20 protein-coding genes are annotated in these 25839 nt (G+C 54.8%); 9 read left to right on the forward strand and 11 right to left on the reverse strand.

The genetic code is table 11. The features are described 5' to 3' along the window. Positions 1 to 44: 44 nt before the first annotated feature. Positions 45 to 6062: an MG2 domain-containing protein gene (locus tag ETV65_RS15950; protein WP_129953806.1), complete on the reverse strand. Its 6018-nt coding sequence runs from the start codon at positions 6060 to 6062 to the stop codon at positions 45 to 47. A gap of 231 nt (positions 6063 to 6293) precedes the next feature. Between ETV65_RS15950 and greB the strand changes: the two genes are divergently transcribed. The 6 genes from greB (at position 6294) to ETV65_RS15980 (ending at position 13515) form a co-directional block, all read left to right on the forward strand. Beyond that, positions 6294 to 6767, forward strand: coding sequence for a transcription elongation factor GreB (gene greB, locus ETV65_RS15955; protein WP_129953807.1), 474 nt, complete (start codon positions 6294 to 6296; stop codon positions 6765 to 6767). Between the two features lie 111 nt (positions 6768 to 6878). Further along, the gene (locus tag ETV65_RS15960; RefSeq protein WP_129953808.1) at positions 6879 to 9209 is read left to right on the forward strand and encodes a Tex family protein; all 2331 of its coding nucleotides are present in this window, start codon (positions 6879 to 6881) and stop codon (positions 9207 to 9209) included. 416 nt (positions 9210 to 9625) lie between these two features. Beyond that, the gene (gene feoA, locus ETV65_RS15965; RefSeq protein WP_013573590.1) at positions 9626 to 9850 is read left to right on the forward strand and encodes a ferrous iron transporter A; all 225 of its coding nucleotides are present in this window, start codon (positions 9626 to 9628) and stop codon (positions 9848 to 9850) included. 86 nt (positions 9851 to 9936) lie between these two features. Then, positions 9937 to 12255 carry a Fe(2+) transporter permease subunit FeoB gene (feoB, locus tag ETV65_RS15970; RefSeq protein WP_129953809.1) on the forward strand — a complete coding sequence of 773 codons (2319 nt, stop codon included), beginning with the start codon at positions 9937 to 9939 and terminating at the stop codon, positions 12253 to 12255. Between the two features lie 8 nt (positions 12256 to 12263). Further along, positions 12264 to 12500 carry a FeoC-like transcriptional regulator gene (locus ETV65_RS15975; RefSeq protein WP_129953810.1) on the forward strand — a complete coding sequence of 79 codons (237 nt, stop codon included), beginning with the start codon at positions 12264 to 12266 and terminating at the stop codon, positions 12498 to 12500. A 94-nt stretch (positions 12501 to 12594) separates the two neighbouring features. Beyond that, positions 12595 to 13515 (forward strand): LysR family transcriptional regulator, encoded by a 921-nt coding sequence (locus ETV65_RS15980; RefSeq protein ID WP_129953811.1) that lies wholly within the window; start codon positions 12595 to 12597, stop codon positions 13513 to 13515. Positions 13516 to 13857: 342 nt separating this feature from the next. Here ETV65_RS15980 and mdcH read toward each other — a convergent pair whose 3' ends face one another. The 10 genes from mdcH to bioH all read right to left on the reverse strand — a co-directional run bounded on the left by mdcH (position 13858) and on the right by bioH (position 22716). Continuing rightward, a complete protein-coding gene (gene mdcH / locus ETV65_RS15985; RefSeq protein WP_129953812.1) occupies positions 13858 to 14793 on the reverse strand; it encodes a malonate decarboxylase subunit epsilon in 936 nt (311 codons plus the stop codon). A 27-nt stretch (positions 14794 to 14820) separates the two neighbouring features. Next, positions 14821 to 15447, reverse strand: coding sequence for a malonate decarboxylase holo-ACP synthase (locus ETV65_RS15990; protein ID WP_129953813.1), 627 nt, complete (start codon positions 15445 to 15447; stop codon positions 14821 to 14823). 13 nt (positions 15448 to 15460) lie between these two features. Continuing rightward, on the reverse strand, positions 15461 to 16423 hold the full coding sequence (locus tag ETV65_RS15995) for an AEC family transporter (RefSeq protein ID WP_129953814.1): 963 nt from the start codon (positions 16421 to 16423) through the stop codon (positions 15461 to 15463). Between the two features lie 190 nt (positions 16424 to 16613). After that, the gene (gene mdcE, locus ETV65_RS16000) at positions 16614 to 17429 is read right to left on the reverse strand and encodes a biotin-independent malonate decarboxylase subunit gamma (protein ID WP_129953815.1); all 816 of its coding nucleotides are present in this window, start codon (positions 17427 to 17429) and stop codon (positions 16614 to 16616) included. Further along, complete coding sequence (locus ETV65_RS16005) at positions 17426 to 18277, reverse strand: biotin-independent malonate decarboxylase subunit beta (protein WP_129953816.1); 852 nt, start codon at positions 18275 to 18277, stop codon at positions 17426 to 17428. The genes mdcE and ETV65_RS16005 overlap by 4 nt, the downstream gene beginning before the upstream one ends. Further along, entirely contained in the window at positions 18267 to 18569 is a 303-nt protein-coding gene (locus ETV65_RS16010) for a malonate decarboxylase subunit delta (RefSeq protein ID WP_129953817.1), read from the reverse strand. Before ETV65_RS16010 ends, ETV65_RS16005 begins: the two co-directional genes overlap by 11 nt. A 40-nt stretch (positions 18570 to 18609) precedes the next feature. Then, positions 18610 to 19467, reverse strand: coding sequence for a triphosphoribosyl-dephospho-CoA synthase (locus tag ETV65_RS16015; RefSeq protein ID WP_129953818.1), 858 nt, complete (start codon positions 19465 to 19467; stop codon positions 18610 to 18612). Positions 19468 to 19472: 5 nt separating this feature from the next. Further along, positions 19473 to 21134, reverse strand: coding sequence for a malonate decarboxylase subunit alpha (mdcA, locus tag ETV65_RS16020; protein WP_129953819.1), 1662 nt, complete (start codon positions 21132 to 21134; stop codon positions 19473 to 19475). 309 nt (positions 21135 to 21443) lie between these two features. After that, on the reverse strand, positions 21444 to 21713 hold the full coding sequence (locus tag ETV65_RS16025; RefSeq protein WP_129953820.1) for a YdgH/BhsA/McbA-like domain containing protein: 270 nt from the start codon (positions 21711 to 21713) through the stop codon (positions 21444 to 21446). 232 nt (positions 21714 to 21945) lie between these two features. Continuing rightward, on the reverse strand, positions 21946 to 22716 hold the full coding sequence (gene bioH, locus ETV65_RS16030; RefSeq protein ID WP_129953821.1) for a pimeloyl-ACP methyl ester esterase BioH: 771 nt from the start codon (positions 22714 to 22716) through the stop codon (positions 21946 to 21948). Positions 22717 to 22762: 46 nt separating this feature from the next. Here bioH and gntX point away from each other — a divergent pair, with 46 nt between their 5' ends. The 3 genes from gntX (at position 22763) to ETV65_RS16045 (ending at position 25814) form a co-directional block, all read left to right on the forward strand. After that, positions 22763 to 23452, forward strand: coding sequence for a DNA utilization protein GntX (gene gntX / locus ETV65_RS16035; protein ID WP_129953822.1), 690 nt, complete (start codon positions 22763 to 22765; stop codon positions 23450 to 23452). A 97-nt stretch (positions 23453 to 23549) separates the two neighbouring features. Next, complete coding sequence (gene nfuA / locus ETV65_RS16040; protein WP_129953823.1) at positions 23550 to 24125, forward strand: Fe-S biogenesis protein NfuA; 576 nt, start codon at positions 23550 to 23552, stop codon at positions 24123 to 24125. Between the two features lie 270 nt (positions 24126 to 24395). Beyond that, entirely contained in the window at positions 24396 to 25814 is a 1419-nt protein-coding gene (locus ETV65_RS16045; RefSeq protein WP_129953824.1) for a DUF1996 domain-containing protein, read from the forward strand. The last annotated feature ends 25 nt before the right edge of the window (positions 25815 to 25839 follow it).

Genomic DNA, 25839 nt, shown 5'->3' on the forward strand with positions numbered 1-25839 from the left:
GAACAGGTTACGCCCCGCCGTAAACGACGGGGCTCTGCGTTTTGTTATTTTTCAGCCACTGCTGTGTCATCCGCCGGCACGACCACCAGTTTTTTATCACTGACGGACAAAGCCTGGACATCACGATTGTACATCGCCTCACCGTAGGCTGGCGGAATGAGGAAGCTGCCGGTATTGGTGGCTTTAATCTGATACACAAACTCCTGCACATCGGTACTGGCGCTGCCATAAATCACCACGCGATCTTCACGAATATCGCTGTAATCCGGTGTCCATGTCGAACCCGATGCCGCCAGTGGTGACTGCCAGGACGTAGAAGCCTCTGCGCCACTGTTTTCCTCATCACTGTCAGATTCCGGCTCCGGTGATGTTTGCTGCACCACTTCAAAACCACCCGGCAGCAAATCAACAATCGCCAGATTACTTTGTCCTTCCTGCGAATTAGCGCGAACTTTCAGATGTACATTGATCTTCTGCCCCAGCGTAATCTGCGTCACCGGCTTACCCTGCTCATCGGTGTAATCGCGGGTGATTTCCAGACCACGGGAAATGGCTTTCTCCGGCGCGGCCAGATCGTAGCCCGCCTGCGTCACCACATACCAGGCTGGCGCATTGTTGCTGTTTTCTACCCGGATAGCCTGCGCGTCAGCAGTGAAATTCGCTTTCGCAAACAGCCCCTGAACCTGAGAAATCAGCTGCGGTTCGACGTTTTTCGTTTTGCTGATCTGCGTGATTTTCAGCGCATCCGGTGCTGTCGCCTGCGCCGCCACCTGTGTGGAATAACTCTCCAGCGCCAGAATGCTCATCGCCGAGGAATACGTCGTATAGCGCTCTTCTTTCAGCGCTTTAACCATATTTTCCAGTACCTGCGGCGGAATGGCCGACACTTTTTCCGGGAAGTGACGGGTGATCAGATACAGCCGCGTCGCGTCCTGCACCAGCGGATCAAAATAACTTTGCGTCCACCAGGCTGTGTCATACGCCTTGCTCAGTTGCTTCCAGGTTGGCTGTAACAACGTATTCGCCTCATCATCCATTTTCAGCAAACGGTATGACGACGCCAGATACATCGCGCTCAGATCGGTTTCCCAGCTCTGTGGATAACGCTGCTGTAATGTGTCCTGCACCGAGGCCAGTAAACTGGTGGTGATTTCACCCTGACGGGTTAGCAGATATACCGCCCATGCCCGCAGACGCAGGGTATACAAATCATCGTTCTGATTGGCTGCCAGTTCGCGCAGCGCCGAATTGGCCTCTTCCAGCATGCCGGCAGGCAACGCGATGCCCGCCGCTTTGGCTTCCAGCAAATATTGCACCACGTACGGTGTGACAAACGGATCGGTTTGCGGCGATGAACGCCACAGGCCAATTGCGCCGCTGTCGTTCTGACGTGAACGCAGCACCGCCATCATGTCTTTCAGTTGCTTGCTGCTGTCCGCCGGACTGAGATTGCCGCGCATTTCCGGATGCATTGTTTCGAGGATCAACGGCACGGAGCGGCTGACAATCTGCTCAGAACAGTAATACGGATAATCCGCCAGATATTGGGATAAGCCGCGGGTCAGCACTAACGGCGAGTTGGATACCGCTGCCGTGCGCACCGCATAAGCATCAAACATCTGGCGCAGGTTATCGACGTTCTGACTGCTGCCGCTCATACGCCCCATCACTGACTGCGTGCGGAACGGCATCGCCGGGCGCACCGACGTACTGATCGTCCGGCGGCTGGTTTTATCTGCATACTTCGCTACAAACACCAGCGGTGCATCGCCCGGCAACGCTTTGGCGCGCAGGCGGAAGTTAATCACGCCTTCGCGTTTTTCTGCCAGTGACACGTTTTGATCGGCGTTACCCACCACTTCAAGCTGCGGCGGTACGGTCAGGTGAATCGCAACCGGGATGCTTTTGCCGTTCAGCCCTTCGAGGTTATTGCTGACCCCCACGCTGACATCAAACTCATCGCCCGGTGCCACCATCGACGGCACGTTTGGCGTCATGATGAAGTTGTCGCGCACGGTCGCCGAGGTCTGCGCTTTCCCTATTTTGTCCGGCGTGACGGAAATCGCCATCACGCGGATTTTACCGTTAAAGTAATCCGGCACCGGATAATTAAACTGCTTCTCACCGTTCACGTCGGTAATACCCGACCAGTACGCAACGGGCTTATCGCGCTTACGTTTGAACGGATTGACGTTCAGATCCAGCCCTTCACCGGCATCGCCGCCCGGCGCGGCGGCCAGCTGCATCAGCTTGCTGAATTCCGGCAGGATAAGATCCAGAATCTGCGCGCTTTCCACACCCAGTTCGCGTTTACGGAAGAAAAACTCCAGGGGATCTTTCAGGCGATAACGCGCCACCTGCAAGATACCTTCATCCACAGCAAACAGCGCCACCTGTTGCGGCCCCTCGGTTTTCACCGTCATGACCAGATTTTCGCCGGGTTTAATCACTTCAGGCGCGTTGACTTCAAGACTGTTCTGCCGTGCTTTGGTGCTGATTTTGAACGGCATCACCCCGTAGCTCAGCGGACTCATGAAGATTTCATTGGAATTCACATCACGCACGAACTGCACGTTAATGTAACCGTTGCCTTCCATTCCCGCCGGTACGCGAATTTTCTGCACCGAACTGGTGGTGTCGGTATGGAACCACTGCCAGCTGTACACTTTATCTTTCTCAATAGTGATCAGCCCGCTGCCGGTGTACGGCGCGTTAACGGATACCTCGATTTCCTCACCTGGCTGATATTCCGCCTGATTGAGTTTCAGCTTCAGTTCAGCATTTCTGTCCAGCGAACGGCTGAGATTGGCGTTACCGGCCACGGTATAGCCAATGCGGTTCAGCACATTGCCTTTCGCATCTTCAATGACCAGCACGAAATCACCGGGTTTATCCGTCGCCAGCGTCAGATTGTTGCCCTGCGCCGTCAGCGAAAGCGGTTGTTCCGACAACGGCACTTCCTTCATTTTCGACTGATATTTGTAAACGCCGGAATCCTGTTTGGTCAGCACTGAAATGTATTTCTGTTCAATCAGCGCGACTTTCAGGTCCGGCAGCGCAATCTGTTTTAGCGACGGGTCGATCGCAATAACGTTCAGATGTCGTGCGGCATCGCGGTTTATATAGCCTAAATCACCGTCGGCTTTTACGCCGATCAGAGAGTCATATGGCGATACCAGCACCCGCGCCGTCGCAGCCACGGAACGGCCACCACCGGCCACAAACGCCTCGGACAGCAGTTGCAGCTGGTACGTCGCGTCAGCATAAGATTTCAGATCCAGCGGGATATTCGCCGCGCCATTTTCGTCGGTCTTGCGGTCTTCCAGCTCGGTTTCAAAACCGTCGCTGTTCTGACGGTTCTCGTAAAAAGCGTAATCCGGGAATTGATCGAAGCTCGGATACATCGGGCGCAGCGTCAGTCTGGAGGTCACACGCCTGTCCTGCGCGGGCGTACCGAACAGGTTCTGTACGTCGATACTGGCCTGCAATTCTGACGGTTTCACCCAGCCCTGCCTGCGGTCCGGCGTCAGTTGCAGTTTCACCTTCAGTTGATCCGGCTCGAACTCTTTGACGTTGACCGAGGTATGGCCCAGCAAAGTGGAAGAGGCATTGTCTTTGCCAATCAGATACAAATAGATGTTCCATTCACCGGTTGGTGAATTATCGTCAGTGGTATAACTCAGCTCATTGAAACCGCTGGCACCGAGCGTCAGCGGAATAGTGCTCATCAGCTTGTCGCGCGGATCGTGAATTTCAGCCCGCACCGGCACACCCGCCAGACCGTTGCTCCAGTCGGCGGCGCGGGTAATCAGTCCGATATTGAAGGTGTCCCCCGGACGATAAACGCCACGATCAGAGAACAGATAGCTGCTCAGCGTGCGCGGGTCGTTCGGCGTGATTTCGCCATCGACATCAAAACGGGAGAAGTCGAGACCGCGATCGTTATTCCGGTCCGCCGGCAGGAAGGAGACATCGCCCTCCTTTTCCACCAGGAACATCACCGGCTGGCGTTCAAGGGTATAAACGTCCAGCGCAGGGAAGCGCACATGACCGTCAGCACCGGTGGTTTGCGTCAGAAGGGTAATGCCGTTTTTGGCAATCACGGAAACTTTCGCGTTCGCCACCGGCGCACCGCTGTGGATCGACTGCACAAACACATCACGTGTTTTATCCTGTGAACGCTTGGCAATAATCCCCAAATCGGTGACGACAACAAAACGTGAGTCGCCGACCGGTGCTTCTTCTTCGCCCTGCCCATCGTCCTGATAGACATTGCCGTCGTCATCGGTTTCCGGTTTATTTTCTTTCTTCTTCGGATCCCATTCCGACAGCGTCAGCAGGAATACGCCACGATGTGACGCCGGATCAGTGGAGAGGTAACGCGAAAGATCGACGCCCTGAAAATTCACGTCGCCCGGTTTGTCGTTATTGACCGCCGTCTGATAGGTAAAGTGCTCGGTAAAATATTCGTCATTCAGGCGGTTAAATTCCGCCGATGAATACTCACGGCTTTTGAATGACACAATGTGTTGCAGCTGGCTTGGGATCACCCGTTTTATGTCCAGACGCAGGCCCGGCACGTTGCGTGCCGCCACGCTGATTTGTTTGTCACCGCTGACCGATAACAGCGAGCCCTGCGACATAAATTGCAGGGATTTCGGATAATCCGGAACCGCGACGATGCGGTACACTTTTTCCGGCATTTTGTAGCCACCGGAAGAGGTCAGAATATTGTCAATTTCCACCAGCATGGCGCGGCGGGCAGGCGCATCGAAGCGGAAGCTGAACTGCGGCTGATAATCGCTTTCCGCATCATTAAGCTGGATATTCAGCGGCGTGGACTGCGCGAGTACATTGTTTTCGACGCTGTCAACGGCCCAGCTGGCATAATCATCCGGGCCTTTGGCCTCGTACTGATCATTTGGATTGTGCTGTGGCAATAGCCAGACTTTGACTGCCTGGCGGATATCTTTATCTTTCACCGCGTCGCTGAAACCGACGATCAGCGCCCGCTGACCTTTCGCCCCATCGGCATCCACCACCTGCGCACTGGCTTCATTCACCGCCAGGCTGTAAAGCGTCGGCACAGACACCACGGCATTTTTAGTCTGCGCAGTCGCATTCGACGGCACGGTCGATGTAATGCCTTCGCCAAGGATGACACGCACCGAACCGCCGTGATCGAGCGGTTTCAGCGGCTCGGAATGTACCCAGGCGTTGAGTTTTTTCTGGTCATAGACCACAGAGTAATTGAGTTTCGACTCAGTTTTCGCTTTACCTTCGGTCAGGCCAAGCGAAATCTGTTTTTCGAAACTGGCAACATCCACCGGTGCATTGAATTTAACGTTAAAAATCGCGCTGCGTTTTTGCGGGTCCTGGGGATCCTGATAGTACTCAGCCTGCCCCAGCTGATAATCGAACGCAGGGGCGGTGAATTCATAACGGGTTTTCGCCAGCTTGATTTGCGGCGCAAGCAGGACATCAGGCGTAAAATTCACGTCATATTTTCTGCCCATCGGCAGCGGATTTTTAGGGATGAAAATCAGCGTGTAGCCACTCACCCATTTCCATTCACCTTCGGCGGCAGGTTTCAGGGAAATTCCTTTTTCAACCACTTTGCCAACATCAGTTACGGGCGCGGCAGAATGGCGGAAATTGAAAATCACCTGCTGTGATGCAGGTTTTTGCGCGGCGTAATTCACAGCTTCAGGTCCGCTGACACGCACGCTGGTGTCCTGATACACCCTCGGGGCCGGGTCGATAGGCTGCGGGCGGCTGAGCCACCAGTGCCAGCCGTAAACGCCCGCCCCTGCGGCGCACAGCAAAACAAGAATCGCCAGGCTGATGGTTTTCGGGTAGTGATCTACGCCATTTTCCATGCGCGTAACACTGCGCTTAAGCCAGCCGGAAGTGGCTGCCCACCAGGCAGGCGCACGCCAGTCGATATTGCCGACCACCGGTTTGAAGACGCGACCCAGCAGGCTCAGTATAAAAGCCAGCACGCGGAAAAAACCTTTTATCAATATAAAAGGCAGACGAAGTAAGAATTTTAATAAATCCATTTGCTGCTGTACCTCTAATCCCTGTGAACTATCGCCAGAAGTGATATTTTTATGTGAATCAGGACTGTTATTAAATTCAACGCATTGCGCCGCAGGATAAAGATTATTTGCCCGCAAAGCCATCAGATATAGCGTAGCAGTAACGCAGAATTTCCGGCTGATTTCTGCGCTGCCAGCGGCGCCATTGTATGAAACAATAGCCGGAGAATGTTGAGGAAAGCGACAGGTGACATGAAAACCAAACTGATTACCCGTGAAGGCTACGACAAGCTCAAAACTGAACTGGACTTCCTGTGGCGCGAAGAGCGACCGGAGGTGACCAAAAAAGTCACCTGGGCCGCGAGTCTGGGCGATCGCAGCGAAAATGCTGACTATCAGTACAATAAAAAGCGGCTGCGCGAAATCGACCGCCGCGTGCGTTATCTGACGAAATGTCTGGAGCAACTGCGCATCGTCGATTACTCACCACAGCAGGACGGAAAAGTGTTCTTTGGCGCGTGGGTGGAGGTGGAAAACGACGACGGCGACATCAAGCGCTTCCGTATTGTCGGCTATGACGAAATTTTTGGCCGCAAAGACTACATTTCTATCGATTCGCCGATGGCGCGCGCCCTGCTGAAAAAAGAAGTGGGCGACAGTCTGGTGGTGACCACGCCGGTCGGCGACGCAACCTGGTACGTCAATGAAATTGAATACGTGAAATGATCAGCTAACTCCCAAAACACGCAGGTGGATGGCCTGATGACTGGCATTTTATGTCTTCAAACCGTATAACTGTGCCCTGCTTTTTTAAACGAAAAAACTGATACCAGACCTATGAATGATCAACTGAGCCGCATTATCGCAAGTGAATTGCAGGTTCGCCCGGAGCAGGTTGCTTCCGTGGTGCGTCTGCTGGATGAAGGTAATACCGTGCCGTTTATTGCACGGTATCGTAAGGAAGTCACCGGTGGGTTGGATGATACCCAACTGCGTCAGTTGGACACCCGTCTGGGTTATCTGCGGGAGCTGGAAGACCGTCGCCAGACCATTCTCAAATCCATTGAGGAGCAGGGAAAACTCAGCGACGATCTGGCGAAAGCCATCAATACCACGCTGAGCAAAACCGAGCTGGAAGACCTTTACCTGCCGTTTAAACCAAAGCGTCGCACGCGCGGACAAATCGCCATTGAAGCCGGACTGGAACCGCTGGCCGAACTGTTGTGGAACGCGCCGCAAAATGAGCCGGACGCTGCTGCCGCAAAATTTGTCGATGCAGACAAAGGCGTAGCGGACGCCAAAGCCGCACTTGACGGCGCACGTTATATTTTAATGGAACGCTTTGCAGAAGATGCCTCGCTGCTGGCAAAAGTCCGTGATTATTTGTGGAAAAATGCCCATCTGACCTCCCGGATGGTGGAAGGTAAAGAGCAGGAAGGCGCGAAATTTCGCGACTACTTCGATCATCACGAACCGATTTCCCAGGTACCTTCGCACCGTGCGCTGGCGATGTTCCGTGGCCGCAACGAAGGTATTTTACAGCTGGCGCTGAATGCCGATCCACAGCATGACGAACCGCCAAAAGAAAGCTATGCCGAACAACTGATCATCGACCATCTGGGTTTGCGCCTGAACAATGCGCCTGCTGACGTCTGGCGTCGCGCCGTGGTCAACTGGACATGGCGTATCAAAGTCCTGCTGCATCTCGAAACTGAACTGATGGGCACCGTACGTGAACGCGCAGAAGATGAAGCAATTAACGTTTTTGCCCGTAATATGCACGATTTGCTGATGGCCGCGCCGGCCGGTATGCGCGCCACCATGGGGCTTGATCCGGGTTTACGTACCGGTGTGAAAGTCGCCGTTGTGGATAACACCGGTAAACTGGTGGATATCGATACCGTTTATCCCCATACCGGTCAGGCGGCAAAAGCCGCGCAACAGGTTGCCGCGTTGTGCATCAAACACAACGTCGAACTGGTGGCGATCGGCAACGGCACCGCGTCGCGGGAAACGGAACGTTTCTTCCTCGAGCTGCAAAAACAGTTCCCGGCGGTAAAAGCGCAGAAAGTGATTGTCAGCGAAGCCGGTGCATCGGTGTATTCCGCTTCCGAGCTGGCGGCACTGGAATTCCCGGATCTGGACGTTTCTATTCGCGGAGCCGTCTCCATCGCACGTCGCTTGCAGGATCCGCTGGCTGAGCTGGTAAAAATCGACCCGAAATCCATCGGTGTCGGTCAGTATCAGCACGACGTCAGCCAGAGCCAGCTGGCGAAAAAACTCGATACCGTCGTGGAGGACTGTGTGAACGCCGTGGGTGTCGATCTCAACACCGCTTCCGTTCCTCTGCTGACCCGCGTGGCGGGCCTGACCCGCATGATGGCGCAGAATATTGTCAGCTGGCGCGATGAAAACGGTCAGTTCCGTAACCGCGGGCAGTTGCTGAAAGTCAGCCGTCTGGGGCCAAAGGCCTTTGAACAATGCGCGGGCTTCCTGCGCATCAACCACGGCGATAATCCGCTCGACGCCTCGACAGTTCACCCGGAAACCTATCCGGTCGTGGAACGCATTCTGGCAGCGACACAGCTGGCACTGAAAGATCTGATGGGTGATTCCAATGTGTTACGCGGCCTGAAAGCCAGCGAATTCACCGATGAGCAGTTCGGTGTGCCAACGGTCACCGACATTATCAAAGAGCTGGAAAAACCGGGGCACGATCCGCGTCCTGAGTTCAAAACCGCCACCTTTGCCGATGGCGTCGAAACCATGAACGACCTGATGCCGGGTATGATCCTCGAAGGTTCTGTCACTAACGTTACCAACTTTGGTGCGTTCGTCGATATTGGCGTCCATCAGGACGGTCTGGTTCACATCTCATCGCTTGCGAACAAATTCGTCGAAGATCCTCACACAGTGGTGAAGGCGGGTGACATCGTGAAAGTCAAAGTGATGGAAGTCGATCTGCAACGTAAACGTATCGCGCTGACTATGCGACTGGACGAACAGCCCGGCGAAGCACCGGCACGGCGTCCTTCCGCACCGGCGACAGATTCCCGCGATAATCAGAAGCGTCATTCACCGGGCAAACCGGCGGGGCGCAATGCGGCTCCTGCCGGTAACAACGCGATGGCCGATGCGCTGGCAGCTGCACTGAGTAAAAAACGGTAATTTTCCTTTTGCTCCTCTCCCTGTGAAAGCCGCTGATAATCAGCGGCTTTTTTTACGCCTCTTTTTTCGACACTTTTTAAACTCTCTCCTAATGAATCAATCACTGAGGTAAATCAATAAAACGCACATCCCGCAGGCATAGGATAGCGACGCGGTGGAGATACCCGCGAAGAGGCCCACCTCTTTTCTTTTGTCTCCATACGCGTACTAATTATGATAATTATTCTCATTTGTACTTCTTTGTGTATTCAGTGCACCGCCAGTTTCAGGCTGGCCATTTCGCACCAGGGACAATTTCAGAGCAATATTTTTAGCAACATAAATCGCCAGTCAGTGGAACCACCGGGCAAGGACGCACGGCGCAAAATCACTAAAACGCCGTCATCCATTAATGCCTGATCGCCTCGCGAGGAATTATGCAACTTCAGTCAAAACGTGCTTATAAAATTACCGGCTTTTCACACGAAATCAGCCCGGCTTACCGGCAGAAACTGCTGTCACTCGGGATGTTGCCGGGTTCATTTTTCAACATAATCCGCGTGGCGCCGATGGGCGATCCGGTACAAATTGAAACCCGCCGTACCAGCCTGGTGGTCCGCAGAAAAGATCTCGATCTGCTGCAACTCGAGATGATGGCCTGATCCCCCGTCAGGCCGGTGACAGTACATTTTTCGCGGCGGGCCTTGCGCTTGCATATTCACCTTTTCTCACACGCAGACTTTAACGTATGAAACCATTAACTATCGGCCTGATTGGTAATCCGAACTCAGGTAAAACCACCCTTTTCAATCAGTTAACCGGTTCCCGTCAGCGTGTCGGTAACTGGGCAGGCGTCACTGTCGAGCGCAAAGAAGGTCAGTTCGCCACCGCAGAACATCAGATTACGCTGGTGGATTTACCCGGTACCTACTCCCTGACCACCATTTCCGAGCAAACCTCGCTCGATGAACAAATTGCCTGCCATTACATTCTTAGCGGCGACGCGGATCTGATGATCAACGTCGTGGATGCCTCAAACCTCGAGCGTAACTTGTACCTGACGCTGCAACTGCTGGAGCTGGGCGTACCGTGCATCGTGGCGCTGAACATGCTTGATATCGCCAAAATCCAGAACATCAATATTGATATCCCTGCGCTGTCTGCCCGTCTGGGTTGCCCGGTGGTGGCGCTGATCTCTACCCGGGCCAGTGGCATCCAGGAACTGAAAGTTGCCATCGACGCATTGCCTCAGGTGGCTGCGCTGGAGCGTGTGCAATATCATCCGCTGCTGCAACAGGAAGTCGATGTGCTGGCCGCCGGCATGCCGCAAGACATGTCGCTACAACAACGCCGCTGGCTGGCGCTGCAAATGCTTGAAGGGGATATTTATAGCCAGACACACGCAGGCAACGCGCACGCTTTATTGCCGCAGGTGAAAGCCCGGCTGGCTGAGCAAAAACTGGAAGACCCGGCGCTGCTGATTGCCGATGCGCGTTATCAGAGTATCGCGACACTCTGCGCGGAGGTCAGCAATTCTCATCTCACGGCACCGAATAAACTGACGCAGGTGCTCGATCGGGTGATCCTCAACCGCTTTCTGGGCGTGCCGGTTTTTCTGCTGGTGATGTATCTGATGTTCGTACTGGCCATCAACATCGGTGGCGCGCTGCAACCTATTTTCGATATCGGCTCAGCTGCGATTTTCATTCAGGGTATGCAGTGGATAGGCTTTACCCTGCATTTCCCGCAGTGGCTGACCATTTTTCTGGCGCAGGGGATAGGCGGCGGTATCAACACCGTGCTGCCGCTGGTGCCTCAAATTGGCATGATGTATCTGTTTCTGTCATTCCTTGAAGACTCCGGTTATATGGCGCGTGCCGCGTTCGTCATGGACAGACTGATGCAGTCACTGGGTCTGCCGGGCAAATCCTTCGTACCGCTCATTGTTGGCTTCGGCTGTAACGTGCCGTCTATTATGGGCGCCCGCACGCTGGATGCACCGCGTGAACGTCTGATCACCGTGATGATGGCGCCGTTTATGTCATGCGGTGCACGTCTGGCGATTTTCGCGGTGTTCTCCGCGGCCTTTTTCGGACAGGACGGCGCATCCGTAGTGTTCTCGCTCTATCTGTTAGGCATCGTGGTCGCCATCCTGACCGGCCTGCTGCTGAAATACACCATCATGCGCGGCGAAGCCTCACCGTTTGTGATGGAACTGCCGGTGTATCACGTTCCGCATCTGAAAAGCCTGCTGCTGCAAACGTGGCAGCGTCTGAAAGGTTTCGTGTTGCGGGCCGGTAAAGTGATCGTCATCGCCAGTGTTTTCATCGGTGCACTGAACAGCTTCTCGTTCAGCGGCAAGGCGGTGGATAACATCAATGACTCGGCGCTGGCGTCAGTCAGTAAAGTCCTGACACCGGTGCTCTCACCGATGGGCGTCCATCCTGACAACTGGCAGGCGACCGTGGGGCTGGTGACCGGTGCCATGGCAAAAGAAGTGGTGGTCGGTACGCTGAATACGCTCTACACCGCCGAACACATCACCCATGAAGGTTTCGATGCGGCCAGTTTCAATCTGTTCGATGAACTGGGCGGTGCGGTGAAAGCAACCTTGCAGGGCCTGAAAGACACCTTCAGCATCAGCGTGCTGTCAAACCCGATCGAAGCCAGCAAAGGTGACGGCGAAATGGGCGTCAGCTCGATGGGCGTCATGAGCACCAAATTTGGCTCGGCGATTTCGGCTTACAGCTACCTGATCTTCGTATTGCTTTACGTGCCTTGCGTCTCGGTGATGGGGGCGATTGCCCGTGAAACCAGCCGCAGCTGGATGACGTTCTCCATCTTCTGGGGACTGAATGTGGCGTATTCGCTGGCCACGCTTTTCTATCAGGCGGCGACGTTCAGCCGTCATCCGGCACACAGCGCCGGTATGATCCTGAGCGTGCTGATTTTCAATGCCATCGTCTTAACCGCCCTGCGCAAAGCCCGCAGCCGGGTCAGCATCCATCTGCATCCGCGCAATGTGGCGGCCTGCTGTAAACCCGCTACCGGCAGCGACTGTCACTAGGAGATAAAATGACCAGTCTGATTCAGGTTCGCGACACTCTCGCACTGGCCGGACGGGCAGATGCCCGCCAGCTCAGCCATCAGCTTAATGCCCCACAGCCGCTGGTGCAGGCGATGCTTGAACGGCTGGTCGCCATGCACAAAGCAAAAGTCATCGAAGCCGATGACAACTGCCTGAGCGGCAGTTGTAAAAGCTGCGCCGACGGCAAGAAGTGCCTGACAATTTCTTACACCCTCATTCCCTGATACCGGCCTTTCCGCCCTTCCTGAATAGTCGCCCGGCGGCTATTCAGCTATCATTTCAGACCGCAACGGCCTACAACGCGCCGCAGGAGCCTGCATGATCGACAGTGAAATCACCTTCCGTAAACTCGAAATTTTTCTCGCCTATATGGAAAAGCAAAACATCACCCGCGCTGCCGAACAACTCGGTCTGAGCAGCGTCAGTGTGCATCGCGCCCTGCATTCACTGGAAGAAGGCTTGCGCTGCCCGTTGTTTATCCATCGTGGCCGCAATTTGCTGCCGCTGCCTGCCGCTGAAGCGCTGCTGGAGCACGCGACGCAGGTCATTGAGCAAATGGAGCACGGGATTCTGGCGACCCGGCGTGCCGCCGGTTATGGCGATAAGCGGCTGAAAGTCGGCACGTTATATTCACTGACACTGGAAACCATTCCGCGTCTGATCATGGGGCTGAAACTGCGCCGTCCGGAGCTTGAACTGGAGCTGGTGATGGGGTCCAACAATGATTTACTGCACAAGCTGGAAGACGGTCAGCTGGATGCCATTCTGATTTCGACCAGTGATTCCAACGTTGATGCCCAGCGTTACGATCAGTTGCCCCTGTTTCAGGACGATATTTTCCTCGCTGCCCCGGCCAGCGCTGAGCTGGCTTCAGAAGGCACAGCAGACTTACGCGATTTCAGACAGAAGAAATTCGTGTCGCTGGCCGAAGGGTTCGCCACCTATCACGGCTTTCAGGAAGCCTTTCAGGTCGCCGGTTTCGAGCCGGACATCGTCACGCGGGTGAATGATATTTTCTCGATGCTGAGTCTGGTGCAGGCAGGGGTTGGCTACACCCTCATTCCAGGCAGAATGAAAGGCGTGTATGAAAATACGGTGAGATTACTGCCACTGGCAGAAGCCTATCAGATGCGCCAGACCATCTCGCTGGTCTTCCCGCACAGCCGCGAGCACGACCCGAATTTGCTCGCCCTCGCCGCTGAAAGCCGGATGTATGCGTTAACGAGCAGAAAACGCTGACAAGCGCTCGCTGTTTTGCGCAATCAGCACAAGCGGCCAGTGCGTTTTATCAGGATGGTGGCTCCAGATAGCTGATTCCGGAATGCTCACGCCGTCATAACGCATTTTCGAACCGTCATAAGGGTAAAACTGTCCTTTTTCCGTATCATGTTGTTGAATCGTATTTCAAACCGTCTGGTCAGAGTGGCTGGACTGTACGACCTTTCAAGCACGATCATTTGCGAATCCCCGCGAATTAAAACTGGCATGATATCCCTTCATTCAGAGTGGCTGGACAATAGCACGTTGCACAATAATCAAACAATGCAATGTGTTTTCATCACCAACCTGTCATGCCTTTACTCAGCGTTCGTTTTCCCGTAACCGTGTTGCGAGACGTGCCGCAACCTGCGTGCCCGACTGACAGACAGACAGCGCTTCGCCCTGCTCCATCGCACGGCGTGTCAGGCCGGTCAGCACTGAGCCCGGCGGCATTTCTATCGCCAGCCGCACATCATGCTGGTAGGCCGCCACCATGGCATCCCGCCAGTTAACGGTACGCGCCATGTTCATTGCCAGATCGCCGGCGATTTTTTCCGGCTGCCAGTACACACGTCCGGTCGTTCCGCTGAGATAACCGCAGGCCGGACGGGAAAGATGAATCTGTTTAAACGCCTCCGCCAGTTTTGTCGCAGGCTCATCGAGCAGCGCACAGTGTGACGGCACACTGACCGCCAGCTGATGTGTTTTCTGCGCGCCCCGTGTTTTGGCGAGCTGCATCACCTGTGCCATGGCGGCATCGCTGCCCGCAATCACCAGTTGATCTTCCGCATTAATATTTGCCAGATACACCGGTGATGTGGCGCTGTTGACCTGAGCCACCAGTTCCTCAATCTGCGCCTGACGCAGGCCGGTGATCGCTGAAAGACCAAAGCCATGGGGATAAGCCTGCTGCATCAGTTCACCACGCAATGCCACCAGCCGGACGGCATCACCGAAGCCTAGCGCACCGGCAATCACCGCGGCTGGAAACGCGCCAATCGACAGCCCGCTGCAAAAATCCGCCTCAATCCCTTCGGCCTGACATTGTTTCGCCCAGACCACACCGGCAATCAATAAGCACAGTTGTACCGCACGGGTGGAACGCAAAGCATCGGTGCTGTCGAGCAACAGGACGTCTTCACCCAGTGCGAGACTTGCCTGTTCGATAAGAGAATGCGTGAGCGGATTATCCGGCAGGCGATGCAGCATCTGCGGCACCTGCGGCCCTTGTCCGGGGAAAGTAAATAAGATTTTCATCGTGCTCCTTGCTTCTTTTGGCCGGTATCACTCTGCCGGCAATTGCCACGGGTCGCGCACCAGCAACGGGCCGGACGCCGTTTTCAGCATGATGTCACCGCCACGCAGCCATTCGCTGAGCGCAAATCCACCCCGTGGTGTATTGATCTGAACATCGGCGCGGCAGGGCAGCCGCTGAAGCTGGTCGTAAAAATCAGAAAACTGAGAGGGTTCTGCCGGCGTGTCGCAGCGCACCAGTAAATCGAGATCGCTGTCGGCGTGCATCACCGGGAGATCACTCACCAGCGCATACGCACAACTGCCTGTCACCCCCCAGACGAAGGGCCATTGCAGACTGCACAACGTAATCAGCGCCTGCACCGGTTGCTGAGACACAAACGGCGAGTGTAAAAGCGCGTTGACGTCGCTGATCAGGGATTCCGGTGTGACAACCCGCATCACCGCCGCCGGATCAATCCAGGCGGCGGTCCGCTGAATGCGGGTCAGCCCGCGAATACCCACCGGAACCGCACCGTCAGCACGCTTATCGCGACGCACCACCAGCGGCAGCGCCGTGCGCCAGCAGGTGTTCACCCATTCGGGTAAACCGCCGTCGTTCTCAAGCGCTGAACGGTCACTGATCCAGACAAAATCATGGGCACGCGGGTCAGACATATTCAATCCTTGTTTAATGCAGGGCTGCCGTTAACGAGATAAACAGCGGCAGGGTCACGATACACAAAACGGAACTGATCAGCAGTGAGGCTTCAGCATCCGGAGACTGCACGCCGAAACGGTTACCGAACACGATACCGAAGAAACCGGCAGACAACGCAATCATCAGGATAGCGGTCACCGCAACCTGACCACTCAGGCCAAACGCCAGAACCAGACCCCAGGCGATGAACGGCTGGATCAGATTTTTCGCCACACAAGATAACAGCACCGGACCGTTAATTTTCAGTTTACGGGCTGACAGAATCACACCGGTCAGGAACAGCGCAGACGCGGTCGCTGACAAACCCAGCGGCTTAATCGACGCCAGGAAGATTTCCGGCATTTTAATGCCAATCGCTGACAGGATCACGCCCAGCAACGGTGCCCAGACGATCGGTTTTTTCACGGAACGCCACATCAGAACCGGCAGCAGTGTCAGGGAAGACCCCTGATTTTCACCACTGAGACGCGCTTTTTCACGTTCCAGAATCAGCAGGCAGAACGGTGTCATCAGCACGGAACCGCAGGCGATAGAGACCGCAACGGACAACGATGTTGATGGCGCATCACCCAGCACGCTGCTCAGAATAGGCAACCCCAGCGCCGCATAGTTTGGCAGGGCTACGGTCAGCGTCAGAACGGCAGCGTCCTGCGGCGATTTTTTAAAGACTTTGGTGCAGATAAAGTAAATCGCCGCATAGGTGATCCACATGGCCAGAACCAGCACCAGAATCAGCGGTGACTGCTCCACAATGCCTGACCACGGGGTCTGTACGGTGGCGGCAAACAGCGCAGCGGGTAAAGCAAAATCCATCACGAATATATTCAGTAAAGAGACATTCTGGTTATCCACCATTTTCGCTTTCCCGGCGTAAAAGCCGAGGATCATGATGACGAAAATAGGGGCAAGCGCGTGCAATATTACGTAAGTCATAGCGTTTTTCCTGAGGCAAACAATGATTGCTCAGTCGGCGCCGGTGCGATGGTTTTTTTAGTATGACAGTCCAGTAGCAGACAACAGCAGGCCCTCACCCTGACGGATATGTCAGGGCGGGAACCCGCAATGCGGCTGCGTCACGCTGTTTGCAGGTGCGTTACCGGTTGAGACTGAAAGTGTTAAAGAATTACCATTCCTGACGCATCTGCTGGCGAACGCGCTGCGAACTTGCGCGGTTTTCTGCACCCAGACGGTTGCTGAGGCTAACGCCTTCTTTGCGTGCGTCCTGGATATTTTGCCAGACAGCGTTTTCTACGCTGCTGATGTCATCGGGTGTGGCGTTGTCCGGGTCAGCGATGTCGAGTAATTGCGACAGCAGACCCAGCGTGGCGTAGTTTTCGATGTCGTAAGCCATCGGCGGGATGGTGGCAGCCAGTTTTTCCAGGGCATCCACAGAACGCAGGGTGATACGTGCGGCAGATTCTTTGCCCATTGCATGGATCATTACGCCGTTGTTTTTGAAGGCGATCAGTTTGTTGGCCTGATAACCGTGCGCCAGAAATGCGCCTGACATCGCTTTGCCGACAATCAACCCTACCACCGGATGTCCGGCCAGACGGGCTTTGGCATAAGCGCCTGCAGCACCGGCCAGCGCCTGATGGATCCCGAATGCTTCTTCGCGACGACCATACGCCTGACTTGGCACGTCAATCACCGCCACAATGGCACGTTTGGTACTGGCATTGGCGTCAGCGTCAATCACGTTGTTGACCACTTTTGCCAGATTCCAGCCTTCAAGCAGACCGACCTCGCCGCCCGCTGCACGCGGATACTGATTATTCTTGTCCGGTACCACGGCGATAAAACGCACGGACTGGTCATTTATTTTGCCGTCTGCCGCTTTCACGGAAGGGCAAAGACCGCTGACCGGAGTGGCGTCTTTGGTCAGTTCAGCGAACCAGTAATCACCCCGACTGGCTGCGTTACTCTTTACATTGCTCATGCGCGATCCTCCCGGTTAAACAAGGCTTCCGTCACTTCACGGCTGGCCTGCTGTGTGGTGTCAAAACCGGTCAGTTTTGGCAGGTAATAATCATATTTATCAGAACGATGACTCACCGGAACGCCTTTTTTGATGAAGGCCAGCATGCTGTCTTTCACCTCAGCGAGGGAGTCTTTCACCAGTGCATCAACAAAACCGCTGTGATAACGCACTTCGCCACCGGTCATGCTCCAGATGAACGGGCGGTCACGGGAATCGTATTCATCGATACCGGCTTCCTGTTCAATTACCTGCGGACCGTTCAGACCCAGGCGGGCTTCACGGGTGACAATCAGATAGCTGCACAATGCGGCGGCAATCGACATGCCACCGAAGCAGCCGACGGTACCGGCAACCACGCCGATCACCGGCGTATAGCGGCGTAAATCAACAATAGCAGCATGAATATCAGCGATGGCGGCAAGGCCCAGATTGGCTTCCTGCAAACGCACACCGCCGGTTTCAAGCAGCAGAACGGCCTGCGTCGGGATACCATTACGGTTATCTTCTGCCGCCATTTCCAGCGCAGCGGCCATTTTGGCCCCGGACACCTCCCCCATGCTCCCCCCCTGGAAGCTGCCTTCAATTGCCACAACCACCGCCGGCTGACCGTTAATCTGGCCTTTAGCAACGACCATGCCGTCATCGGCCTGCGGCACGATACCCTGCGGTTCCAGCCACGGTGACATAATGCGTTCAAACGGCCCGAGCAGTTCGCGGAACGTTCCGGCGTCCAGCAGTTTACGGGCGCGCTGACGGGCGCTCAGTTCGATAAAGCTCTGATCCTGAACGGAAGTATCAGTTGGCATGTTCAGCCTCCTCAAAGACCTGTTCGATACGCAGACGGGCCACCCCTGGTGTAGCGCCAAAATCATTGATGTCGAGATGGCCTGCCGGTAATTCACGCAGTGCGTTCAGACGGTTAAAAAAGTTCTGCCATAAGGTATGGCTGCCGTCGACGGACGTGGTGACGATAATTTTCAGCGTATTGGCTGTGTCAGGTTCATACAGCGCTTCTAAATCGCCGGACCCTACCACGCCTGCTTCGGCGCGGCCTGCCAGCGGTTTTGCCGCCGGGTAGTTAAATTCAAAACGTTCCATAACACCTCTTTGTACTGATGTTAGTTAATGCGTATCCGGTTCAGACCACGCTCACGCGGTCCAGGAACAGCGTCGCGGCCAGTAAATCAGCAGCACCGCCGGGAGATGTGTTGTCTGCCAGCATCCGGTGTTCGAGATGACGCAACAGCTGTTTACCTGCCAGTGTGCTCATCCCACCCGCTTCCAGCACGGCACGCGCACCCTGATGCATCGCTTGCAGGGCAGGCAAACCACCGCGGGACAATACGCAGGTATCTGCCAGCGAGGTCATCACCGCCAGTAAGGCATCGACCTGTGCTTCGCTTTCGCTCGCACCACGGGCCCGGCTGTCATGAAGCTGCGGCAGTGCACAACCGATAATGTGCGGGAAACCGCTTTGCGCCTCTTCGCGTGCACCCGGCACCTGATAACGCTGCACGGCGTGCGAACCTTTACTGAATTTTTTCGGACTGAAAGCATCGGGCAAGGCCGCAATTTTCGCGGCGCGCTGCGCAATATGCCCCGGCAGTAAACTTTCCGGCTGCATGGCGACGGCGCTGACCAGCAAGCCCATCGCCCAGATAGCGCCCCGGTGAGTGTTCACGCCGCCGGTTTCCGCCATCATCCGCGCTTCTCCCGCCCGGCCTAAACGTCCCACTTCCTGACGCAGGGCGATATCCGCCGGACGCTGCCAGCTGTGTAAGGCCAGCAAAGAGAAAGTGGACGTCAGGCTGCGTGCCGAACGCACCATCAGATTTAAACTTAAATCCTGATGAGCCCCGGCACTCCGGCTGTCTACCAGACCCGGTTTCGGACTCAGCCGCGCTTCGTCGATCAGCGCCTGCGTCGCCGTTTCTGCCAGCCTTTCGGCCAGTTCTTCCGCTGTCAGCACAGCGCCAATCGCTAAAGTTTGCGGCATCGTGATCACCAGCTACGGAATTTGGCTGGCGGGTTATACAAACCGCCTGACCAGTCAACCAGTTCGCTCACGCTGCCAGCCGCCAGTAAAGAGCGGGTGGCGTCAGTGCGGCGAATGCCCATGTCTTCCGGGAAGACCACCAGTTCCTGACGGCGCAGATCGGCAACGCGTTTGGCGTCAACACCCAGACCGATATCAGTGATACCGGCGACTGCCGCCACCATCGCACGGCGCTCTTCGAGAGAACGGGCGCGGTAAAGATAGGCGATGCCTTCTTCGGTCAGCACGTGGGTCACGTCGTCGCCGTAAATCATCACAGGTGCCAGAGGCATTCCGGATTCTTTACCCACATCGACGGCTTCCAGTTTCTCAACAAATGTCGGTTTACCACCGGCCTGGAAGGTTTCCACCATCTGTACAACCAGTTTTTTACCGCGTGCCATCGGGTCCGGCTCTTCAATCATGTCGAGCCAGGCTGGCGTGGAGTGACGACGACCGTGCGGGTCATGTCCCATGTTAGGCGCACCACCGAAACCGGCCAGACGACCACGGGTCACGGTGGAGGAGTTCGCCAGGCCATCAACCTGCAAGGTGGAACCGATGAACATATCTACGGCGTACTGACCTGCCAGCTGGCAGAACGCGCGGTTAGAACGCATGGAGCCGTCGGAGCCAGTGAAAAACACGTCAGGACGGGCGCGGATATATTCCTCCATTCCCAGCTCGCCACCGAAGCAGTGAACGGTTTCCACCCAACCGCTTTCGATGGCCGGGATCAACGTCGGATGCGGGTTCAGTGTCCAGTGTTTACAAATTTTGCCGCGCAGACCGAGCCGTTCGCCGTAGGTTGGCAGCAGCAGTTCGATGGCTGCCGTGTTAAAGCCGATACCGTGGTTCAGCGACTGCACGTTGTGCTTCGCGTAGATGCCTTTAATGGCCATCATGGCCATCAGCACGTGAACCGGTTTAATCAGACGCGGGTCACGGGTGAACAACGGTTCGATGAAGAATGGCTTGTCGGCGACGACCACAAAATCGATCCAGTCACCCGGGATATCCACGCGCGGCAGGTCGGTATCTTCATCAACCAGTTCGTTAACCTGCGCAATCACGATGCCGTTTTTGAAGGCTGCGGCTTCGACCAGCGCCGGGGTATCTTCCGTACTTGCACCGGTATACAGGTTGCCTTTGCGGTCAGCTTTGAAGCCCGCGATCAGGGCAATGTTCGGCACCAGATCAACATACAGGCGGGAATACAATTCGATGTAAGTGTGGATCGCACCGATTTCCATCTGACCGTCTTCCAGCAGTTGCGCGATACGCAGGCTTTGCGGGCCAGAGAAGGCGAAATCGAGCTTACGGGCGATACCGCGTTCGAAGAGATCCAGATGTTCAGCGCGGCTGACGCTCGGCATGATCATATGCAGGTCATGCAGCTTTTCAGGGTTCACTTTCGCCAGTGAGCGGGAAAGGAAGTCAGCTTGTTTTTGGTTGTTACCTTCCATCACCACGCGGTCGCCGGAGGCAATCAGCGTTTCGAGGATAGGGATGATTTTATCTGTGGGTAATACTTTACCCTCGGCCACGGAACGGACACTGTCGATACGCCGTTGTTTTTCATTGCGGCGGGTGTCCCACACTTTCGTGGTCTGCGGATGTTGCGGCATGCCAAACCTCCCTGGGTTGAGCTTGCTGAATGCTTCCCGGCGTGATGAAACGAGACGATGTTGGGAAGTTCAGTCAAGTGGCGGTTGCATCACATTTGACCTGTTTTGATAGCCTGCTAAGTGTAAGCAGCGAAGAATATTCCATCAATTAAGCGGCCTGACACTTCATTACCCTGAGAGTAACGATCTGCCGTATTTCTTTAAAAACAAATTGATACCGGACAAGGAAAGAGAAGGAGTGCACAGAAAATGAGAAATAAAAAAGGGATGCCCGCAGGCATCCCGGAAATCAGAACAGCTCAAAAGGGATTATTTGAAGACTTCAGCCGTTGCTGTGATTTTCTTCTTCTCCTGAGCCGCAATCACAACATAGTATTTGCCACCCTTTTCATCAGCCAGTTTGGACAGCTCTTCTTTCGCATCCATCGGCGCGGTGTATTCATTGCTGGTCGTGATCACGCCCAGGCTGGTGTAACCTTTATCTTTGGCTTCTTCTTTCGAGATCATCTCAGCCGCCATTGCGTTGAGTGAGAATAACCCCGTCAGAATTGCCGCAACGATAATTTTATTTGATTTCATGACTTTACCTCTAAATTGGATGAATAGTTCTCAAAGAAAGCAGTCAACATATGAACAGCAGGTGCATCTGCGCTGGCATGACCTTCATGGTTAAACACCAGTAAACTCCCCAGAGACGCAAACAGGCTCGCGCAACAATTTACGCCCGCCTTTCACCCCGTCATCATCGGCTTAAGTATTAGTCACCCTTGGGAATTAGCCAGAAAATTGAAAAAAATATTTACATTGGTTTTCAATCTGCAATCAGGAACCGCCCGACAATTTCACAAAACGTTTCCGGGTGGGAGATAAACGGCGCATGCGCGGCCTTTTCGATAATTTCCGAACGGGAACCGGGCAGAATCGCATCCAGCAGGGGTACCATTTTGCGGGGCACCAGTCCGTCCAGCGCGCCGTAAATCCGCAGAACAGGCAACGTCAGTACAGTCATCGGCTGGCGTAAATCCACATTGCGTAAGATCTCCAGCCCGCCATTAAGCACATCGACAGAAGGCACCGGCTGACCCAGCACAATGGATTTCAGCAGGCGCGCATCCTGACGTGCGCTGTCGCTGCCGAGCGTCTGCAGTGCCAGAAAGCGCTCGACCGTGCGCTGAAAATCTTCGCTCAGCTGATGCTGGAACCCCTTCAGCACATCGGGGCGGATACCCGGCCAGTCTTCATGAGCCGTAAAACAGGGTGATGACGCCACGGTAATCAGTTTTTCCACACGTTGTGGCACACTCAGGGCTATCTGGCTGGCCACCAGACCGCCCAGTGACCAGCCCAGTAATGAGGCTTTTTCCGGCATGGCGGTGAGCACGGTTTCTGCCATGTCTTCCAGCGTCATCGCCCCGAATCCCTCACTGCGGCCATAGCCCGGCAAATCAATCAGATGCAGACAAAAATGCGGCGCAAGTCGCTCTGCCGTGTAACGCCACACTTCGGCATTCAGTCCCCATCCGTGAAGCAGCACAAGATGGCGATCTCCTTCGCCGATAGTCTCCCGATAAAGCGTATTCATAGCGTATTGTCCGTGTCTGTCTGTTTGGCAAAAGGAACCCGCCACTATGCTAACAATTGCCAGCCGCTGTTGGCTATGCCAGTGTCCGCTGCATCTCCCGGTTCAGGGTATTTGCAGCCTGTGCATGAAACATCTGCCGGTTGCCCCGCCCTGCTGTCTTCGCTGCGGATTGCCTTCCGCCGGTGGCAAAACCGATTGCGGACGATGCCTGTTGAAACCGCCACCCTGGGACGCGATGATCTTCGCCAGTCCTTATGAAATGCCGCTGAGCGGGCTGGTTTTGCGGTTCAAATTCTCAGGACAACCGGAACTGGACACCACGCTCGCCCGTTTGCTGTTGTTACGCTGGCAGGAACGCTACCGGATCAGCAATCTGCCCAGACCCGATGTGCTCCTCAGTGTACCGCTGCATCAAAAACGCTATTTTTCGCGCGGGTATAATCAGAGTGAATTGCTGGCGAAGCCGCTGGCACGATGGCTACATTGTAAATATCTGCCCAATGCCCTGAGCCGTGACCGGCGTACACCGCCGCAACAAAGCCTGAGCGAGCGAGAAAGAAAGTGGAATCTGCGTAAAGCATTCACCTGCCATGTCAGCCTGCGCGATAAGCACGTGATGTTGCTTGACGATGTGGTTACGACCGGCAGCACGGTGCGGGAAATCAGCAAAATTCTGCGCAATCAGGGCGTTGCTTCGCTGCAAATAGCTTGTATTTGCCGGACTTTACAGGCTTGAGCACGTGCTGCTAACACACTGGCAACGTGAAGGGTGACGGGTAAAAACAAAGGGCGTATTATAACCAACCAGAGTAGTCAACTATTGAGCGAATGTTATGATCCTTATTACCGATGCTGCCCAAGAGCACTTTGCCAAATTACTGGCAAACCAGGAAGAAGGCACCCAAATCCGCGTATTCGTGATCAATCCCGGTACGCCAACCGCAGAATGCGGTGTCTCTTATTGCCCACCTGACGCCGTGGAAGCGACGGATACCGAACTGAAGTTCGAAAAACTGTCTGCTTTCATTGATGAATTAAGCGCGCCTTATCTGCAAGACGCCGTGATCGACTTCGTCACCGATCAGCTCGGTTCCCAGCTCACGCTGAAGGCACCGAATGCCAAAATGCGTAAGGTTTCTGATGATGCACCGCTGATGGAACGTGTTGAATATCAGCTGCAATCGCAGATTAACCCGCAGCTCGCCAGCCATGGTGGCCGTGTTTCCCTGATGGAAATCACCGATGACGGCATTGCCATTTTGCAATTCGGCGGTGGCTGCAATGGTTGTTCAATGATTGATGTCACACTGAAAGACGGCATCGAGAAAGAACTGCTGCAAAACTTCCCTGAGCTGAAAGGCGTTCGCGACCTGACCGAACACCAGCGCGGCGAACACTCGTTCTACTGATCGCCTGAGCACATTTCAGTCTCCATCATCAAGGGTTCAGCACTGCTGAGCCCTTTTTATTGCCTGTTTCCCCCTTCCGGATGTGCCCTTGATGGTACAACCAGACCCGCTGTCAGCGCCTGCGGATTGCGCATAAAACAGAGGCAGGGGAAAAGGAATCGTGTAATACAACACGTCTCAGACCTGCTTTTTGCCGCAGGCGTCAGGCACGGAACACACACTTCCCCGGATGTCATTTCTAAGGAAATCACTGTCTGTCCGGAGTCTGTTATGAAAAAAATCTTACGCGTTTTAGTGCCTCTCGCAGGTCTGTTCGCCCTGACACCGCTGGTGTCTCATGCGGCGTCCGGCCAGTCGAACGTCTCCTGTTCCTACAGTCACACGCTGGGCGACGATGCCATTCTGATGTTTGGTATGCCCAATCATGCGATGCTCCATGACTTCTTCGGTAACACCAGCACGGATGCGTATTCCACCTACGATACGTTGCAGGCAAAACCGGAAACCACCTGCGACAACAGGGCAGATTCCACCGCCTATTGGGCACCGACCATGAAACTGCCTTCAGGTGAAGTGGTGAAGCCGTCGTATCAGAAAACCTACTATCAGGCTAACTCGGTAGAAAAGTATCCGCTGACGCCTTTCCCAAAGGGGTTACAGTTGCTGGCAGGGGATCACGTGGGCACCGCACCCAATCCGCACGTCAGCTTCTTGTGTGCCAATGGGAACGGCTACACAAACACCGCCGATCAGGTCTGTGGTTTGCGCTCAGGCGGGGATGCCGTGCAATTCAACATCGGCATTAACTTCCCTAACTGCTGGGACGGCGTTCATCTGATACCGGTAAATGGACAAGCGAATGCCACGTATGACTCAAACAATGTCTGTCCTGCGGCTTTTCCGGTGAAAATACCTAAGGTCAACATGAACATTGCCTACGTGTTGCCGCAGATCACCTCACTGGATACCAGCAAAATACAGCTTTCGCTGGACCCTGAAATGGTCGGTGATCAACGCATCGAGAAGTGGGGCAGCATTTACACCGCCCATGGAGATTTTGTGAATGGCTGGCCTGAACAGTCAGCGAAATACATGACCGACTTGTGTATGAATCTGGCTTTCGATTGCAGTAACAGTATTCCTTTCAGTTACGAGCCTGCACTGGAAGACACGGTCGTCAGCAGTACCAACAGCAGCACCAATTACGGCACCAGCACGTTGCTGACCGCCAGCGACAACTGGAAAAACGGCGGTCATGCCAGTAACCCGGAAAGCCTGATCCTGTTTAAGTTTAAAATTCCTGCACTGCCGGAAGCCATCCCGGCCTCTGAAGAGGGATTGTTCGTCTACCGTCTGCGGGTGTTTGGTGGCAATGCGGCTTCCAGCGCCACCGGCAAGCTGAATGTCTACAGCACATCCACGGACTGGGATGGCAAAACAGTGAACTGGGATAACCATCCGGCAACGGATTACCAGTCAGCTGGCACCATCTCGATGAATAATAACCGTCAGTATCGCGACGCTATCGTGGATACGGCTGTTCGCCAGGCGCTGGCAGAAGGCAAAACGGAAGTCGCTTTCTACCTCGGTGGTGACCAGAATGGCGGAACCTATACCTTCGATTCCACCGAAACCAACCATCCACCGTTGTTGATCGTGAAAGGCTACAAGGCGGTAACAGAGAATTAATCACAGCGGCCTGAGGAAACTCAGG

Source organism: Rahnella sp. RFA10(1/100), assembly GCF_004195115.1.
Lineage (GTDB): Bacteria > Pseudomonadota > Gammaproteobacteria > Enterobacterales > Enterobacteriaceae > Rahnella > Rahnella perminowiae.